The sequence below is a fragment of the Actinomadura roseirufa genome, from assembly GCF_900659635.1.
In the GTDB taxonomy this organism is placed as follows: Bacteria; Actinomycetota; Actinomycetes; order Streptosporangiales; family Streptosporangiaceae; genus Spirillospora; species Spirillospora roseirufa.
Genome location: NZ_CAACVB010000076.1, coordinates 1 through 14,692, shown reverse-complemented (window position 1 = coordinate 14,692; position 14,692 = coordinate 1). Strand labels below are relative to the sequence as shown.

Below are 14,692 nucleotides of genomic sequence, written 5' to 3'. Positions count from 1 at the left end.
TGAAAGGGACCCATGGGCGTTTACGGATACCTCGAGGAGTACGCCGGGCTGCCGGTGTTCACCTTCAACTGCGAGACGGTCGCCCCGGACGGCGGCGACGACGAGGACGGCGAGGACGGCGACGGGCAGCCCCGCCCGGAGCTTCCCGCGGCCGCTGACGCAGCCTGGTACGTCGGGACGATATTCGACGAGGAGCCGTTCGCCGACACCTTCGCGCGGTTCCTCGGCATGGTCGACACCACCGAGGTCACGGCACTCGTCATCGGCTACTGGGGCGCGTCCTATGATCAGAACACCGCCGACCCGGTGGCGTTGCTGACCGAAGCGGCCGCTTCCTTCCCCAAGCTGAAGGCGCTGTTCGTGGGCGACATCCCCGGGGACCAGTCGGAGATCTCCTGGATTGAGCACGGCGACATCTCGCCGCTGTTCGAGGCGTTCCCCGGCCTGGAGCGCTTCGAGATCCGGGGCGCGCAGGACCTCACCCTCGCACCGATCAAGAGCGACGTGCTGCGGAGGCTGCGGTTCGAGTCGGGCGGCCTGCCGGCGGCGGTCGTCCAGGCGGTCGCCGCGAGCGACCTGCCGAACCTGGAGCACCTGGACCTGTGGCTCGGCGAGGGCAACTACGGCGGGGACGCGACGGTCGCCGACCTGGCCCCGATCCTGGCGGGCGAGCGGCTGCCCGCCCTGCGCCACCTCGGCTTGGAGGACGCGGAGATCCAGGACGAGATCGCCGCCGCGGTCGCCGGCGCGCCGATCGTGGCGCGGCTGGAGTCGCTGAGCCTGGCCATGGGCATCCTCACCGACCAGGGCGCCGAGGCGCTGCTGTCCGGCCAGCCCCTCACCCATCTGCGGGCGCTGGACCTGCACCACCACTTCCTGACCGACGCCATGATGGAACGGGTGAAGGCGGCGCTGCCCGGCGTCGAGGTCGATCTCGACGACCAGGAGACGACGGACGACGACTGGCGCTACGTGGCGGTCTCGGAGTGAGCGTCCACGACCGTCTCACGGAGTTCGCCGGCCTGCCCGTCAGGGCGGCCGGCCCGGGGGCGGACGGCACACCGCCGCCCGGCCCCGGCGACGTGGCGTGGGGGATCTACGACCGCGAGCAGGGAGCCTCCCCGGAGAAGCTCGACTGGCTCCCAGAGGGGGTCGACACCACACGGATCACTCACCTCGTCCTGGGTTTCTGGGACTACGACGGCGGCGCCGTGGAGTCGCTCGTCGCCGCGGCGGACCGGTTCACGAACCTGCGGGCGCTGTTCCTCGGCGACATCCTCGACTGGGAACTCCACATCTCCTGGATCAAGCACGGCGACATCACGCCGCTGTTCGAGGCGTACCCCGGGCTGGAGCACCTTGAGATCCGCGGCGCCTCCGACCTGCGGTTCGAACCGCCGCGCAGCGACCGCCTGAGGGTCCTGCGGATCGAGTCCGGCGGGCTGCCCACCGAGGTCGCGACCGCGGTGGCCGCCGCCGAACTGCCCGCGCTGGAACACCTCGACCTGTGGATCGGCTCCGACTGGTACGACGGCACCTCGGCGCCCGGCGACTACGCGCCCATCCTCACCGGCGAGCGCCTCCCAGCGCTCAGGCACCTCGGCCTGGAGAACGGCGGGTTCCAGGACGAGCTCGCCGAGGCCCTCGCCACCGCGCCGGTCGTGGCGCGGCTGGAGTCGCTGAGCCTGGCCTTGGGCATGCTGTCCGACCGCGGCGCGGAGGCCCTGCTGACGGGCCAGCCCCTGACGCATCTGCGCAGGCTCGACCTGCACCACCACTACCTCGCCGAGGCGATGGCCGACCGGGTGAAGGCCGCGCTGCCCGGAGTGGAGGTGGACCTCACCGACCCGCGCGGCGAGGCGGACTGGGTGGGCCGGGACCTCGTCTTCAGCGCCACCTACATCGCGGTGTCGGAATGACCTGGCTCGTCGTCGGCACGCCCGGGGACCGGCGGCCCGCGCTGTTCGCCGCGGCGTGCCGCTCGTCCGGCCTGCCCGAGCCGGTCCTCGTCGCCTGGGCCGACGTGCTGCGCGGCGCCCCGGTCCCCGCCGGTCCCGGTGACCTGGTCCGCGTCGACTCGCCGGGCGAGGACGCCGAGGCCGACGCGCTGCTGCGCGGTCCCGGCGATCCGGCGCGCGTGGGCGGCGGCGCCGCCTGGTACCGGGCGTTCACCGTGGCGCTGGGACGGATCGACGCGTCGGTGACGCGCGCGGGGGCGCGGCTCCTCGGAGACGTCACGGAGATCGGGGTGATGTTCGACAAGCGCCTCTCCCACGCCAGGCTGCTGGCCGCCGGGGTGCCGGTCCCCGTGGCGCTTCCGTCCGTGGACGGCTATGCCGGGTTGCGGGCCCGCATGGAGGAGTCGGGGGAGCGGCGTGTGTTCGTCAAGCCGGCGCACGGCTCGTCCGCGTCCGGCGTCATCGCCCTTCAGACCGCCCCCGGAGGGCGGGTCAGGGCCGTCACGTCGGCGTCCATGACCCCGGACGGGCCCGTCAACTCGCTGCGCGTCCGCGTGTACGAGACCGAGGCGGAGGTCGCGGCCCTGGTCGACGCCCTGGCCCCCGACGGACTCCACGTGGAGCGGTGGCTTCCCAAGGCCGCGATGGACGGGCGCGTGTTCGACCTCCGGGTGGTGGTCATCGGGGGAGTGCCCACCCACGCCGTCGTCCGGACGAGTCGGCATCCCATGACGAACCTGCACCTGGGCGGAGCCAGGGGTGACCTTGACGCCGTCCGGAGCGCGCTCGGAGAGGACGGGTGGCACCGGGCTCTCGACGTGTGCGCGCGGGCGGCCGCCTGCTTCCCCGGCAGCCTCATGGTGGGCGTCGATCTGCTCGTCTGCATAGGGATGAAACGGTTCGCGGTGGGCGAGGTGAATGCGTTCGGTGACCTGCTCCCCGGGCTCACCGGTCTGGCCGGTGGTCCCGCCGAAGGACTGGACACCTACACTGCCCAGGTCAGAGCCGCCCTGATGGAGAACCCCCCGCATGTACCGCAGGACCGGACGCGTGCAGTGACCGCATGCGCGACATGAACGCGGTCATCGGCAGCCACGACGTGCTGCTGGTGACACTGGACACGCTGCGCTACGACGTGGCCGCCGAACAAGCGGCGACCGGGGGGACCCCCACGCTCTCCGGGCTCCTTCCCGGGGGGCGCTGGGAGCGTCGCCACACGCCGGGGAGCTTCACCTACGCCGCCCACATGGCGATGCTGGCGGGGTTCCTGCCGACTCCGGCGTCGCCCGGCCCCCACCCCCGCCTGTTCGCGGGGAGCTTCCCGGGGAGCGAGACGACCACCGGGGGCACCTGGACGTTCGACACCGCCGACCTGCCGTCCGGGCTGGCCGCCGCCGGCTACCACACGGTCTGCGTCGGCGGCGTCGGGTTCTTCAACAAGCTCACCCCGCTCGGCTCGGCGCTGCCGTCCCTGTTCGCCGAGAGTCACTGGGAGCCCGGGTTCGGCGTCGCGGACCCGGCGTCCCTGCCCAACCAGATCGACCGTGTGGCCGAGGTGACGGCCCGGCTGCCCGCCGCGCGCCGCCTGTTCCTGCTGCTGAACGTGGCGTCCCTGCACCAGCCCAACTGGTTCTACCTGGACGGCGCGCAACCCGCGGACGGCGACACCCGCGAGAGCCACGCCGCGGCGCTGCGCCACGTCGACGCCCATCTGGGCCGCCTGTTCGCCCTCATGCGCCGCCCCTGCCTCGTGATCGTCTGCTCGGATCACGGGACGGCGTACGGGGAGGACGGCCATTCCGGGCACCGCATCGGCCACGAGGTCGTGTGGACCGTTCCGTACGGGGAGTTCGTTCTGTCGTGATCTCAACCGGCCCTTACCAGGGATACGTCTACGCCTATCCGCACAAGACCGCCTACCGGCCACTGGACCCCGCGCCGCCCCTGCGCGAGGTCTGGGCGGACGAGTCGCTCGACGCACTCTTCCTCTACGTGCACATCCCCTTCTGCGAGATGCGCTGCGGCTTCTGCAATCTCTTCACGCGCACCGGAGCGCCCGAAGAGCTCACCGGCGCCTACCTGGACGCCCTGGACCGGCAGGCCACCGCGGTTCTGGACCAGCTGAGCGCGGTGTCAGGCCACGGCCCTTCACCGGAAGGCGCCGCGTCGTTCGCCACCGCCGCCTTCGGTGGCGGCACCCCCACCTACCTCACCGCCGCCGAACTGGAACGGCTGTGTGACATAGCCGGGCGATTTCCTGGGTTCGGGGCGATACCCCTCGGGGTGGAGACGTCACCGGCCACCGCTACGACCGACCGGCTGACGGTCCTCGCCGAACGGGGCACCACACGAGTGTCCATCGGCGTGCAGAGCTTCATCGACGCGGAGGCCCGCGCCGCCGTCCGGCCGCAGAAGCGCGCCGAGGTCGAGGCGGCACTGGACCGGATCCGCGCGGTCGGCTTCCCCACGCTCAACATCGACCTGATCTACGGCATCGACGGCCAGACCCCCGCCACATGGCTGCACTCCCTGAACGCGGCACTGGCGTGGCGGCCTGAGGAACTCTACCTCTATCCCCTCTACGTCCGCCCCCTGACGGGGCTGGGCCGCCGCGCCCAGGACTGGGACGACCAGCGTCTCACCCTCTACCGGATCGGCCGGGACCATCTCCTGGCCGAGGGCTACGAGCAGGTGTCGATGCGGATGTTCCGGCTCCCGTCGGAGAAGGCGGGCGGCACCGAGTACTGCTGCCAGACCGACGGCATGGTCGGGCTGGGGTGCGGCGCCCGCTCCTACACCTCGGAACTGCACTACTCCTTCGAGTACGCGGTCGGGGCGAGCCAGGTGCGGTCCATCATCGACGACTACGTGCGCGAGGACGACTTCACCACCGCCCGCGTGGGCTTCCGGCTCGACGACACCGAACGCCGCCGTCGTCATCTGCTCCAGTCGCTTCTCCAGGCCGAAGGACTGGAACGAGACTCCTACCGCGCGCGCTTCGGCAGCGACGTGACCGACGACTTCGCCGCGGAGCTCGTGTTGTTCACCGAACGGGAATGGGTGGAGACGACGCCCGCCGCGGTCAGGCTGACCGCCGAAGGGCTCGCGCACTCCGACGCCATAGGCCCCGCCTTGTTCTCCTCCGGTGTCCACGCGCTGATGGCCTCCTACGAGGCGCGCTGATGGAGCACCTCACTCTCCTGTACCGGGGGCCGCTCGCCAGCTGCGACTACGACTGCCCGTACTGCCCGTTCGCCAAACGCCGCGACTCGCCGGAGACACTGCGCGCCGACCGCGCCGCCCTCGAACGCTTCACCGGCTGGGTCGCCGGCCGAGAGCACCGTGTCTCCGTCCTGTTCACACCCTGGGGAGAGGGGCTCGTCCGGTCCTGGTACCGGCGGGCCCTGGTGGAGCTCAGCCACCTGCCGCACGTGGAGCGCGTCGCCATACAGACGAACCTGAGCCACCGGGTGTCGTGGACGGCCGAGGCCGACCCGTCCCGGCTGGCCCTGTGGGCGACCTTCCATCCGGGCCAGGTCCCCTACGAGCGGTTCCTCGGCAAATGCCTGGACCTGGCGGCGCGCGGGATCCGGTTCAGCGTCGGGACCGTCGGCCTGCCCGAGCACCTCGGCGCCGTCCGCCGCCTCCGCGCCGACCTGCCCCCGGGGACGTACCTGTGGGTCAACGCCGCCGAAGGGCGGGTCTACGACGACGTGGAGGCGGCCGCCTGGACGGAGATCGACCCCCTCTTCCCCGTCAGCCGGCACCCGCACCCCAGCCGCGGCCTTCCGTGCCGTACGGGCGACACCGTCGTGTCGGTCGACGGCGAGGGCACCGTGCGGCGCTGCCACTTCGTCCCGGCCGTCCTCGGGAACCTCTACGACGGTTCCTTCCAGGAGGCGCTGGCACCGCGCCCGTGCCCGCTCGACATGTGCGACTGCCACATCGGCTACGTGCACCTGGAACCGCTCGGCCTCTACGACACGTTCGCCGGGGGCGTCCTTGAGCGCATCCCCGCGTTGCTGGGGAGCGACTAGGGAGCGAGGCGGGCGCCGCTGGTGACGGGGGAAGTGCTACCAGGGGCGCCCGCCCGGAACCGGGCCGTGGGCGGGGAACGGCTCAGGTCTGCTTCTGCGGGTGGTAGTCGGCCTCGTCCACGCCGAACGTCCACGCGACGCCCGCGCGCGCGGTGCGCGTCGTCGGTGGGACCCGCAGGTAGTAGGTGCGGTACGTCCCGTCGGGCTCCGGGGTGGAGTTGACCACCTCGACCATCACCACGGGCTCGTCGCCGGGCAGGTCGATCGACCACAGCACGCCCGTCTCGTCCCGGTGCAGGGGACGCGCGCCCGTCTCGGCGAGGTACCGGTCGTACCCGAAGATCTCCAGCATGACCCGGCGCAGCTCCGCGTTCTCCTCGGCGGAGATGCGGCCGTGGGTGAGCCCGGTCAGGGACGCCACGAAGTCGGGCGGGATCGGCATGCCGCGCCAGGCGTGCAGGCCGAACCCGTCGGGGTAGGCGAGCGCCGGGCCGTCGCCGCGGTGCAGCCGGCCGGGCTCGTCGCGGTGCAGTTCGGCGGGGCGCTCGGACAGGATCACGAGCCGCTCGTAGGGCCACCACCACCCGGCGGAGCGGGCGGTCTCGGCGAGGCCGGCGAGCGGGCCGTCCAGCCGCCCGAGGGCTTCGAACTGCGCCAGCCACGGCGCGTCGTGCTGGCCCAGGACCGCGTCGAGCGTCGCCGCCCGCAGGATGGACTCGGCCCGGTCGCGCGCCGCGTCGGGCCCTTCGGACGGGCCCTCGGTGGCGAGCGCGCCGATGGCGGCGCGCACCCGCACGACCAGCGACTGCACCTGGTTCCAGAGCAGCCCGCCGGTCTCGGCCCACGTCCGCGGCCACTGCTCCGGCCCCTGTTCGGAGCAGGCCGCGGTACGTTCCGCCTCCCACGGACGCGTCCGGACGGCGTTCAGCACGCTCGCCCCCGCGTCGCTTCCGCCCAGCTCGGCGCGGGCGCGCTCGACCGGGCCGGTCAGGCCCGCCTCCTCCAGGGCGCCGCCGTGCCCGGCGAGGACGGCCGCCAGGACGGCGCCGTGCGCCGGGGACGACGCCCATATGTACCGTTCCGGGGCGTCCAGGCCGCCGGCCGCGTAGGCCGCGGCGACGCCCGCCTCGGCCCGGGCGCGGTCGGCGGGGCCGGTGCCGAAGGCGGCCGACTGCCAGTCGGCGACCACGTAGTCCGCCTCGCGCAGGGTTCCGATGGACATTCCCGCCGCCTCAGTCCGCCACGACCCGGACGGAGCCGGGCACGTACTCGCGCTGCCGGATCACCCGGTACCAGCCCTTGGGAAGCGTGATCGCCGCGTGCTCCTCGTGCGTCAGCCGCCCGCCCGACGGCAGGTGCAGGTGGTCGGGCGCGAGCGGGTCGGGGACCCGCAGCAGCGAGCCGGGCGCCGTCAGCGCGTGCGCGTGGCCGGTCGCCTCGCCGAGCGCGAGGACCATGCGCCCGCGCCCGTCGCGGGGGGCCGGCGACAGCTCCCGGACGGAGGAGGGGACCGCCTCCTCGGGCACGGGCAGAATCAGGATGTCTCCCTGTCGGTACATGCGGCGAACGTAACAACCGCCACCGACAGTTCCGGGAACTCCTCCGGAGCCTCAGAAACCGCGCGTCCGCCGCGCGGCCGGGCGCGCCCAGCGGCCGGACGCGGTCAGGCCGACCCGCTGGAACGCCCGGACGAGCTCGCCTCCGAGGTTCACGCCGGCACCCAGGGCGAGGGCCACCGAGAGAGCCCCGATGAGGCTCAGCACCCCGTTCTGCGGAAGGCCGGTGTTCAGCTCGACCATCCCTCTGTAGAGGAGGGTCCCGGGCAGAAGAGGGCTGATCGCCGGGACTAGGTACGGCATCACGGGCGCCTGGCGGTGCCTGGCGAGCCCGTTCGCGAGGACGCCCACGACGGTGGCCGCCACCGCCGAGCTGAGGACGGGCGGCACGTTCCATCCCAGCAGCAGCACGTAGACGATCCAGATCAGCCCCCCGCCCAGGGCCGCCGCCGCCAGGATGTCCCGAGGCGCGGCCAGGGACACCGCGAACGTCACCGACACGGCCGCCGCCGCGAGGACCTGGATGGGTTTCAACGTGGCCGGAGCGGACGGCAGGTGGCTGACGTCGATGGCCACGTGCAGCTGCACCGCGAGGTAGACGACCGCGCCCAGCCCGGCGACGATCGCCGCGATCATGAAGAAGACCTCCAGCAGCCGCGCCCCGGCGCTCACCAGGTCGCCGGTGATGCCGTCCTGGATGCTGGCCACCAGCGGCCGCCCCGGCAGCAGCGCCAGGATCGCGCCGGTGACGATCGTGGACGCGTGCGCGGGATTGCCCATCGCCACCACCAGCGCCGCCGCCGTCGCGCCGAACCCGGCGGCCACCGTCAGCTGGAAGAACTCCGCGACGCCGCGGCGGGCCAGCGCCGCGGCCACCCGGTCGCCGAGCAGCGTGGCCACGAACGCCGTCCCCGCGACGAGCGCCCCGCCGCCCGTCAGCACACTCGCCGAGGCGGCGATGAGCCCCAGGGAGGCGACGATCAGCCAAGGCGGGTAGGGCGGACGGCCCCGTTTCAGGTTCGCGAGCCTCTGGTGCGCCTCGTCCAGATCCAGCATCCCGATGGACGCCTCCTGGACGAGGGCGTGCAGCCCGGTGAGCCGCCAGTAGGCGGGAGTCCGGCGCCGGATCGCGCGCGAGGCGGTCACGGGGTGCCCCGCCTTCGGATGGGCGCTGACCAGAAGGCTCGTCAGGGTGACCTGGGCCTCGCACTGGGGAAGCTCGTAGGCCACCGCCAGGCCCAGCATGGCCTCGTTCACCCGCTCGGTCGTCTCCCCGCTCGCCAGCAGGAGCTCCCCGACCCGCAGGACCAGCTCGATGGCGAGCGGGTCGACCACCTCGCCCGGCTCGGTCTCGGGCGGCTCGGGAGGCGCCCCGTCCATCAGCACATGCCACGTCCGCCGCAAGCGTTCAGCCGCGCCCATCCGCCGCCCGCGCCCCCTCCGCCGAGAAGTTGATCTCGATCGGCAGGCTACCCACGCCCCCGCTCGAAATCACCCCCGGGGGTTGTCCACAGAACGCGATTCTGGCGCGAGTGCTCTCGCGGCGCTGGTACCAAGAGTGCATGAGCACTCCGGAGGGACTCCGCCCCGAGGCCGAGCGGTGCCTGCGCGCCCTCGCCGGCGACCACGCGCGGCTGCGCGACGACCAGTGGACGGCGATCCACGCCCTCGTCGTCGAGCGGCGCCGGGCGCTGGTCGTCCAGCGCACCGGCTGGGGCAAGTCCGCGGTGTACTTCGTGGCGACCCGGCTGCTGCGCGACCGCGGCGCCGGCCCGACGGTGATCGTCTCGCCGCTGCTGGCGCTGATGCGCAACCAGATCGAGGCCGCCGACCGCGCCGGCATCCACGCCCGCACGATCAACTCCGCGAACACCGACGACTGGGACCGGGTCTTCGCCGAGGTCGAGGCCGGCGCCGTCGACGTCCTGCTGGTCAGCCCCGAACGGCTCAACAACCCCGACTTCCGCGACCTGGTGCTGCCCAAGCTCGCCGCCGGCGCCGGGCTGGTCGTCGTCGACGAGGCGCACTGCATCTCCGACTGGGGCCACGACTTCCGGCCCGACTACCGGCGGCTGCGCACCCTGCTCGCCGAGCTCCCGCCCGGGATCCCCGTCCTCGCGACCACCGCCACCGCGAACGCCCGCGTCACCCAGGACGTCGCCGAGCAGCTCGCCGGCGAGGACGCCCTCGTCCTGCGGGGGCCGCTCGAACGCGAGTCGCTGCGCCTGGCCGTCGTCGCCCTGCCCACCGCCGAGCAGCGCATCGCCTGGCTCGGCGAGCACCTCGACCGGCTGCCCGGCTCCGGCATCGTCTACACCCTCACGGTCGCCGCCGCCCACGAGATCACCGGGTACCTCCGCGAGCGCGGCCACGAGGTCGCCGCCTACTCGGGCCAGACCGAGCAGGTCGAACGCCTCCAGGCCGAACGCGACCTGCGGGACAACCGGCTCAAGGCCCTGGTCGCCACCAGCGCGCTCGGCATGGGCTTCGACAAGCCCGACCTCGGGTTCATCGTGCACGTCGGCGCCCCGCAGTCCCCGGTCGCCTACTACCAGCAGATCGGCCGCGCGGGCCGCGGAGTCGACCGGGCGGAGGTCATCCTGCTGCCCGGCCCGGAGGACCGCGACATCTGGGCCTACTTCGCGAGCCTCGCCTTCCCGCCGGAGCCCGTCGTCCGGGCGACGCTCGAGGTCCTGGAGACCGCGGGGCGCCCGCTGTCCACCGGCGCGCTGGAGCCCCGCGTCGATCTCGGCCGGACCCGCCTGGAGATGATGCTCAAGGTCCTCGACGTCGACGGCGCCGTCCGCCGGGTCAAGGGCGGCTGGACGGCGACCGGCCGCCCCTGGGTCTACGACCGCGAGCGCTACGAGCGGGTCGCCGGGGAGCGCCGCCGGGAGCAGGCGGCCATGCTCGACTACATCGCCACGGGGTCCTGCCGCGAGGAGTTCCTCCGCGCCCGGCTCGACGACCCCGCCGCCGCCCCGTGCGGCCGCTGCGACAACTGCACGGGCGACCGCTGGTCCGCCGAGGTCACCCCGCAGGGCGCGGCGAGCGCCCGGGACCGCCTCCACCGCCCCGGCGTCGACATCGCCCCGCGCCGCATGTGGCCCACCGGCGTCAAGGACGACCTCGGCGTCTCCGGCCGCATCAGCCCCGAGCACCTCGCCGAGACGGGCCGAGCCCTCGGCCGCCTCACCGACATCGGCTGGGGCAACCGCCTGCGCGAGCTGTTCGCCGCGGGCGACGCCGACGTCCCCGCCGACATGGTCGCCGCCGTCGTCAAGGTCCTCGCCGCGTGGGACTGGCCCGCCCGCCCCACCGGTGTCGTCACGATCGGCTCCCACTCCCGGCCGCGCCTGGTGACGAGCTTCGGGAACCGCATCGCGGAGATCGGCCGTCTCCCGTACCTGGGCGCGCTCGCCCCCGCCGACGGCCCCGTCCCGCGCCGCCACAACAGCGCCCAGCGCCTCCGCTCGGTGTGGAACTCCCTGACCGTCCCCCCGGACCTGGCCGCGGCCCTGCCCGAGGCCCCCGGCCCCGTCCTCCTGGTGGACGACCGGGTGGAGACCGGCTGGACCCTGACCGTCGCGGCCCGCCTGCTCAGAGAATCCGGTGCCCCCGCCGTCCTCCCCCTGACCCTCGCGACCCCGAACTGACAAGCCCCGCACACCCCGGGGCGCCCCACTCCGAGCGGCCCACAGGCCCGGACCCCAGCCCCGCACATGCCACGAACGTAAAGCGCGAACGCCGGGCGTCCCGCCATCCCGGAGCCCCGTGCCCCCAACGCACCCCACCCCCCGGAGGCGCCCACCGATCTGGAGGATGCCGCAGCCCCACCCCGCCCCCGCGAGCCGAATGCGTAGGCCCACAATCCCGAACGCGCCCCGCAACTCCGAGGCGCCGGGCGTTCTCAAAGCGCCCGTGCCTCCGACACACGGCACCCGCCCGGGGTGACTTGCTGTTTTTGAAGGTTCCGCAGCTCCAGCCCGCCCCCGCGAGTCGAGTGCCGGGGGGCCGGCCCGGGTGCCGCAACGTCGGGGCGTTCGTGGGTTCGGAGCGCCCGTGAGTCCTGGGCGTGCCGCGAATCTGGAGCGCGCGGGGCGTTTCGTGGGTTCGGGGGGTGTTTGGGCTCGGCGGGTTCTGCGTGGCTGGAGCGGTTCGCTGCTTTGGGGTTGCGTGTGATTGCGGGCGGGTCGTGAGTTTGTTCGAGGTGGGTGGGGCTCAGGTTTGGGGGCTCAGGCCCGCGACGGCCAGTCGGAACAGGCGGGCCGCCTCGGCGGCGGGGTCGGGGTGGTGTTCGGTGGCCAGGACGATGCCGACGATCAGCGTGATCAGGTCTTGGACGGTGACGTCCGCCGCCACCGCGCCGTCGCGGGCGGCGCGGTGGAGCAGAGGGGTCGCCGCCTCTTCCAGCGCCGCCGAGCAGGCGTTCTCGTGCAAGGGGTCGGCCTCGTAGGACAGGGCGGCCGCCAGGCCCCGCGCGGAGGCGGCATAGGCGACCACGTCGTCCAGCCATTCCAGGAGCGCGCTCCGGCCGTCGCCCTGGCCGGTCAGGTCGCGGGCGCGTGCGCTCAGGGCCTCGATCCGCTTCCGCGAGACCGCCTCCAGCAGTGCGCGGCGGGTGGGGAAGTGCCGGCGCACGGTCGCCGAACCGACGCCCGTCCTGCGGGCGATCTGCTCCAGCGAGGCGGCGGCGCCGTGCGCGGCGACCTCCTCCTCGGCCACGGCGAGGATTCGCGCGTGGTTGCGCCGGACGTCCGCGCGCTGGCGTTCGGGCATGGCGTCATCTCCGGGTTGTTAAGTGGCGGGCCCCGCCGTATCGTACCGAAGAGAAACGGCGGGCCCCGCCGTTTTGGTCGCGACCTAGGAGGATCATCATGTCCACGGACTCCGCGCCCGTTCTGGTCACCGGTGCCACCGGCAGGCAGGGCGGTGCCGCCGCGCGTGCCCTGCTCGCCGCCGGGGTGCCCGTTCGGGCCCTGGTCCGCGATCCGGGCGCCGGACGGGCTCGGGCCGTCGCGGCGCTGGGCGCCGACCTCGTCACCGGGGATCTCCGCGACCGCGACTCGGTGACCCGGGCCGCCGAGGGGGCCCGCGCCGTGTTCTCCGTGCAGATGCCCGCGGCGGACGGGGACGCCTTCGATTTCGAAGGGGAGGTCGTCCAGGGCGTCAACCTCGTGGAGGGCGCGAGGGCGGCGGGGGTATCGCAGTTCGTGCACACGTCCGTCAGCGGCGCCGGACGGCATACGGAGGCTCCGGGCTGGGCCGAAGGGCACTGGACCGCGATGGAACCGACACTGGGCGCCAAGAGCGCGATCCAGGACCGGGTCCGCGAAGCCGGCTTCCCCTACTGGACGCTGCTGAAGCCGGCCTTCTTCATGGAGAACTTCCTTCCGTCCATGGCCTTTCTGTTCCCGCGCGGCATCGAGGGCGGGCTGGTCAGCGTGCTGAAGCCCGAGACCCGGCTGTCCCTGATCGCGGTGGACGACATCGGCCGAGCCGCCGCCGCGGCCATCGCCGCGCCGGAGCGGTTCCACGAGGTCGAGTTGGAACTGGCGAGCGACCACCTGTCGATGACGGAGATCGCGGGGGTCCTCTCCCGCGCGTGGGGCAGGTCCCTGGCGGCGCCCGACATGACCGAGGAGGAGGCCCTCGCCGCTGGAATGCCGCCGATGGGCGCCTCGCACGAGTGGCTGAACGTGGTCGGCCAGCCCGCCCGCCCCCAGTATGCGAGGGACCTCGGCATCCCGCTCACTGACTTCGAGGAGTGGGCGCGGGAGCGCGCATCGGTCGCGGCCTGAATCTTCCGAGCAGGGCTTCGGCGGGCGGGGCTCAGCGGTGCTGGTGGTAGTGGCGGGCCGCGCGGGCGCGGTTGCCGCAGGCCACCGAGCACCACTCCTGGCGCGGGTGCCGCTTGATGAAGTAGAGGACGCAGCGGGGGGCCGGGCAGACGCGGACCTGGGTGGCGACCGGATCGGCGAAGAAGTCGATGGACGCGTCGGCCAGCGCGGCGGCGAGTCGGGCGACCGGGGCGTCGACCGTGGGGGCGAGGTGCCGGCGCGGCGCGTCCCGCCAGTCGAGCCGGCGCAGGACGGGCGCGGCGGCGCCGTTGACCAGGGCGAGGGCCTCGGGGAAGGACGGCAGCCGCGCCGCGTCGGCGGGGCTCGGCGGCTCCGGCGCGACCGTGCGCGCGAACAGGGCCCGGACGGCTTGGCGCAGTTCCCTGATGCGGACCTGGGCCGACTCGTCCGCGGTGAAGGCCGCCGTGTCGATGTAGGGGGCGAGGTCCTGGGCGCGGACCCAGGCGGTGAGCCCCTCCGGGGTGTCGAGCATGTCGCGCAGGCCGGTCCGGTCGGCGCGGATCGTGCTCGCGAAGCGCAGTGCCAGCGGATCGTCGCTCATGACTCCAGTCTAACGGGTTTTGGGATGTCATGGCGTTATGTTATAACGGGATCATCTGGTGGCTTCCGTTAGAAGGGCAGATGATCGTGATCGAGGCGGTGCGGGAGGACCCGAAGCTGGACGAGCTGGAGCGGCGCCTCGGGCGGGTACCGAACATGGTGCGGGTCATGGCGAACTCGCCGGCCGTGCTGGAGGGGTATCTGGGGCTGTCGCGCGCGTTGAAGAGGGCGACCCTGCCGCCCGCGACGGCGGAGCGGATCGCGCTGGCGGTGGGCGCCGCGAACGCGTGCTCCTACTGCGTCTCGGCCCACACGCACGGCGCCCGGGGCGCCGGGCTGGACGAGGCGGAGATCGAGGCGGCCAAGGCCGGGACGTCGGCCGATCCGAAGGAGGCGGCGGCGGTGGCGTTCGCGCGGGAGCTCACCGAGTCGCGGGGCGACGCCGGGGACGCGGCGGCGCGCGCGGCCGGATGGACCGAGGCGCAGGTCCTGGAGATCATCGCGATCGTCGCGCTGCAGACCCTGACGAACTACGTGAACAAGGTCGCCGGCACCGAGAACGACTGGCTCGGCCGGTGAGCGGGAGGCTGCGCCCCGCCTGGGCGACCCTGGTGATGCTGGTCCCCTTGGCGGTGGCGCAGGCGGTGGCGGGCGAGCCGCTGCTGGCGCCGCCGCTGGCGGCGTCCGCCGCGCTGGTCGCGGCCACCCCCGCGGCCCCGGCGGCGCGGACACCGGCGGCG

At 73.6% G+C, this 14,692-nt stretch carries 14 protein-coding genes; 9 read left to right on the top strand and 5 right to left on the bottom strand.

Annotation, left to right across the window (positions count from 1 at the left end):
* Positions 1 to 12 precede the first annotated feature (12 nt).
* The 6 genes from E1291_RS18040 to E1291_RS18015 are packed head-to-tail and all read left to right on the top strand — an operon-like array spanning position 13 to position 5,995.
* Positions 13 to 990 carry an STM4015 family protein gene (locus E1291_RS18040; RefSeq protein ID WP_131738985.1) on the top strand — a complete coding sequence of 326 codons (978 nt, stop codon included), beginning with the start codon at positions 13 to 15 and terminating at the stop codon, positions 988 to 990.
* The gene (locus E1291_RS18035) at positions 987 to 1,919 is read left to right on the top strand and encodes an STM4015 family protein (RefSeq protein WP_242614216.1); all 933 of its coding nucleotides are present in this window, start codon (positions 987 to 989) and stop codon (positions 1,917 to 1,919) included. Before E1291_RS18040 ends, E1291_RS18035 begins: the two co-directional genes overlap by 4 nt.
* Complete coding sequence (locus E1291_RS18030) at positions 1,916 to 3,034, top strand: STM4014 family protein (protein ID WP_131738984.1); 1,119 nt, start codon at positions 1,916 to 1,918, stop codon at positions 3,032 to 3,034. The genes E1291_RS18035 and E1291_RS18030 overlap by 4 nt, the downstream gene beginning before the upstream one ends.
* Positions 3,022 to 3,822, top strand: a complete 801-nt coding sequence (locus E1291_RS18025) for an STM4013/SEN3800 family hydrolase (protein WP_131738983.1) — start codon at positions 3,022 to 3,024, stop codon at positions 3,820 to 3,822. Before E1291_RS18030 ends, E1291_RS18025 begins: the two co-directional genes overlap by 13 nt.
* Positions 3,819 to 5,141: an STM4012 family radical SAM protein gene (locus tag E1291_RS18020; protein WP_131738982.1), complete on the top strand. Its 1,323-nt coding sequence runs from the start codon at positions 3,819 to 3,821 to the stop codon at positions 5,139 to 5,141. The genes E1291_RS18025 and E1291_RS18020 overlap by 4 nt, the downstream gene beginning before the upstream one ends.
* Positions 5,141 to 5,995 carry an STM4011 family radical SAM protein gene (locus E1291_RS18015; protein ID WP_131738981.1) on the top strand — a complete coding sequence of 285 codons (855 nt, stop codon included), beginning with the start codon at positions 5,141 to 5,143 and terminating at the stop codon, positions 5,993 to 5,995. The genes E1291_RS18020 and E1291_RS18015 overlap by 1 nt, the downstream gene beginning before the upstream one ends.
* 82 nt (positions 5,996 to 6,077) lie before the next feature.
* On the opposite strand, the gene E1291_RS18010 is transcribed toward E1291_RS18015, so the two are convergent.
* From E1291_RS18010 to E1291_RS18000, 3 genes are read right to left on the bottom strand one after another with little or no spacing between them, the layout of a single operon-like run.
* A complete protein-coding gene (locus tag E1291_RS18010) occupies positions 6,078 to 7,217 on the bottom strand; it encodes a DUF6745 domain-containing protein (protein ID WP_131738980.1) in 1,140 nt (379 codons plus the stop codon).
* A 10-nt stretch (positions 7,218 to 7,227) separates the two neighbouring features.
* The gene (locus E1291_RS18005; protein ID WP_131738979.1) at positions 7,228 to 7,554 is read right to left on the bottom strand and encodes a DUF8820 family protein; all 327 of its coding nucleotides are present in this window, start codon (positions 7,552 to 7,554) and stop codon (positions 7,228 to 7,230) included.
* Positions 7,555 to 7,605: 51 nt separating this feature from the next.
* The gene (locus tag E1291_RS18000; protein WP_131738978.1) at positions 7,606 to 8,931 is read right to left on the bottom strand and encodes a threonine/serine exporter family protein; all 1,326 of its coding nucleotides are present in this window, start codon (positions 8,929 to 8,931) and stop codon (positions 7,606 to 7,608) included.
* Positions 8,932 to 9,113: 182 nt separating this feature from the next.
* Between E1291_RS18000 and E1291_RS17995 the strand changes: the two genes are divergently transcribed.
* Entirely contained in the window at positions 9,114 to 11,207 is a 2,094-nt protein-coding gene (locus tag E1291_RS17995; protein ID WP_131738977.1) for a RecQ family ATP-dependent DNA helicase, read from the top strand.
* Between the two features lie 565 nt (positions 11,208 to 11,772).
* Here E1291_RS17995 and E1291_RS17990 read toward each other — a convergent pair.
* On the bottom strand, positions 11,773 to 12,330 hold the full coding sequence (locus E1291_RS17990) for a TetR/AcrR family transcriptional regulator (protein ID WP_131738976.1): 558 nt from the start codon (positions 12,328 to 12,330) through the stop codon (positions 11,773 to 11,775).
* A 98-nt stretch (positions 12,331 to 12,428) separates the two neighbouring features.
* Between E1291_RS17990 and E1291_RS17985 the strand changes: the two genes are divergently transcribed.
* Positions 12,429 to 13,352, top strand: a complete 924-nt coding sequence (locus E1291_RS17985; protein WP_131738975.1) for an NmrA family NAD(P)-binding protein — start codon at positions 12,429 to 12,431, stop codon at positions 13,350 to 13,352.
* A gap of 31 nt (positions 13,353 to 13,383) precedes the next feature.
* Here the strand turns inward: E1291_RS17985 and E1291_RS17980 are convergent, their stop codons facing one another.
* Positions 13,384 to 13,953, bottom strand: coding sequence for a CGNR zinc finger domain-containing protein (locus E1291_RS17980; protein WP_131738974.1), 570 nt, complete (start codon positions 13,951 to 13,953; stop codon positions 13,384 to 13,386).
* A gap of 80 nt (positions 13,954 to 14,033) precedes the next feature.
* Here E1291_RS17980 and E1291_RS17975 point away from each other — a divergent pair, with 80 nt between their 5' ends.
* On the top strand, positions 14,034 to 14,531 hold the full coding sequence (locus E1291_RS17975) for a carboxymuconolactone decarboxylase family protein (RefSeq protein WP_131738973.1): 498 nt from the start codon (positions 14,034 to 14,036) through the stop codon (positions 14,529 to 14,531).
* Positions 14,532 to 14,692: the final 161 nt, after the last annotated feature.

Coding starts and splice junctions, on each gene's coding strand:
- E1291_RS17980 (WP_131738974.1), bottom strand. CDS start 13,953: ATGAGCGACGATCCGCTGGCACTGCGCTTCGCGAGCACGATCCGCGCC.
- E1291_RS17975 (WP_131738973.1), top strand. CDS start 14,034: ATGATCGTGATCGAGGCGGTGCGGGAGGACCCGAAGCTGGACGAGCTG.
- E1291_RS18040 (WP_131738985.1), top strand. CDS start 13: ATGGGCGTTTACGGATACCTCGAGGAGTACGCCGGGCTGCCGGTGTTC.
- E1291_RS17995 (WP_131738977.1), top strand. CDS start 9,114: ATGAGCACTCCGGAGGGACTCCGCCCCGAGGCCGAGCGGTGCCTGCGC.
- E1291_RS18025 (WP_131738983.1), top strand. CDS start 3,022: ATGCGCGACATGAACGCGGTCATCGGCAGCCACGACGTGCTGCTGGTG.
- E1291_RS18030 (WP_131738984.1), top strand. CDS start 1,916: ATGACCTGGCTCGTCGTCGGCACGCCCGGGGACCGGCGGCCCGCGCTG.
- E1291_RS18000 (WP_131738978.1), bottom strand. CDS start 8,931: ATGGACGGGGCGCCTCCCGAGCCGCCCGAGACCGAGCCGGGCGAGGTG.
- E1291_RS17985 (WP_131738975.1), top strand. CDS start 12,429: ATGTCCACGGACTCCGCGCCCGTTCTGGTCACCGGTGCCACCGGCAGG.
- E1291_RS18010 (WP_131738980.1), bottom strand. CDS start 7,217: ATGTCCATCGGAACCCTGCGCGAGGCGGACTACGTGGTCGCCGACTGG.
- E1291_RS18005 (WP_131738979.1), bottom strand. CDS start 7,554: ATGTACCGACAGGGAGACATCCTGATTCTGCCCGTGCCCGAGGAGGCG.
- E1291_RS17990 (WP_131738976.1), bottom strand. CDS start 12,330: ATGCCCGAACGCCAGCGCGCGGACGTCCGGCGCAACCACGCGCGAATC.
- E1291_RS18015 (WP_131738981.1), top strand. CDS start 5,141: ATGGAGCACCTCACTCTCCTGTACCGGGGGCCGCTCGCCAGCTGCGAC.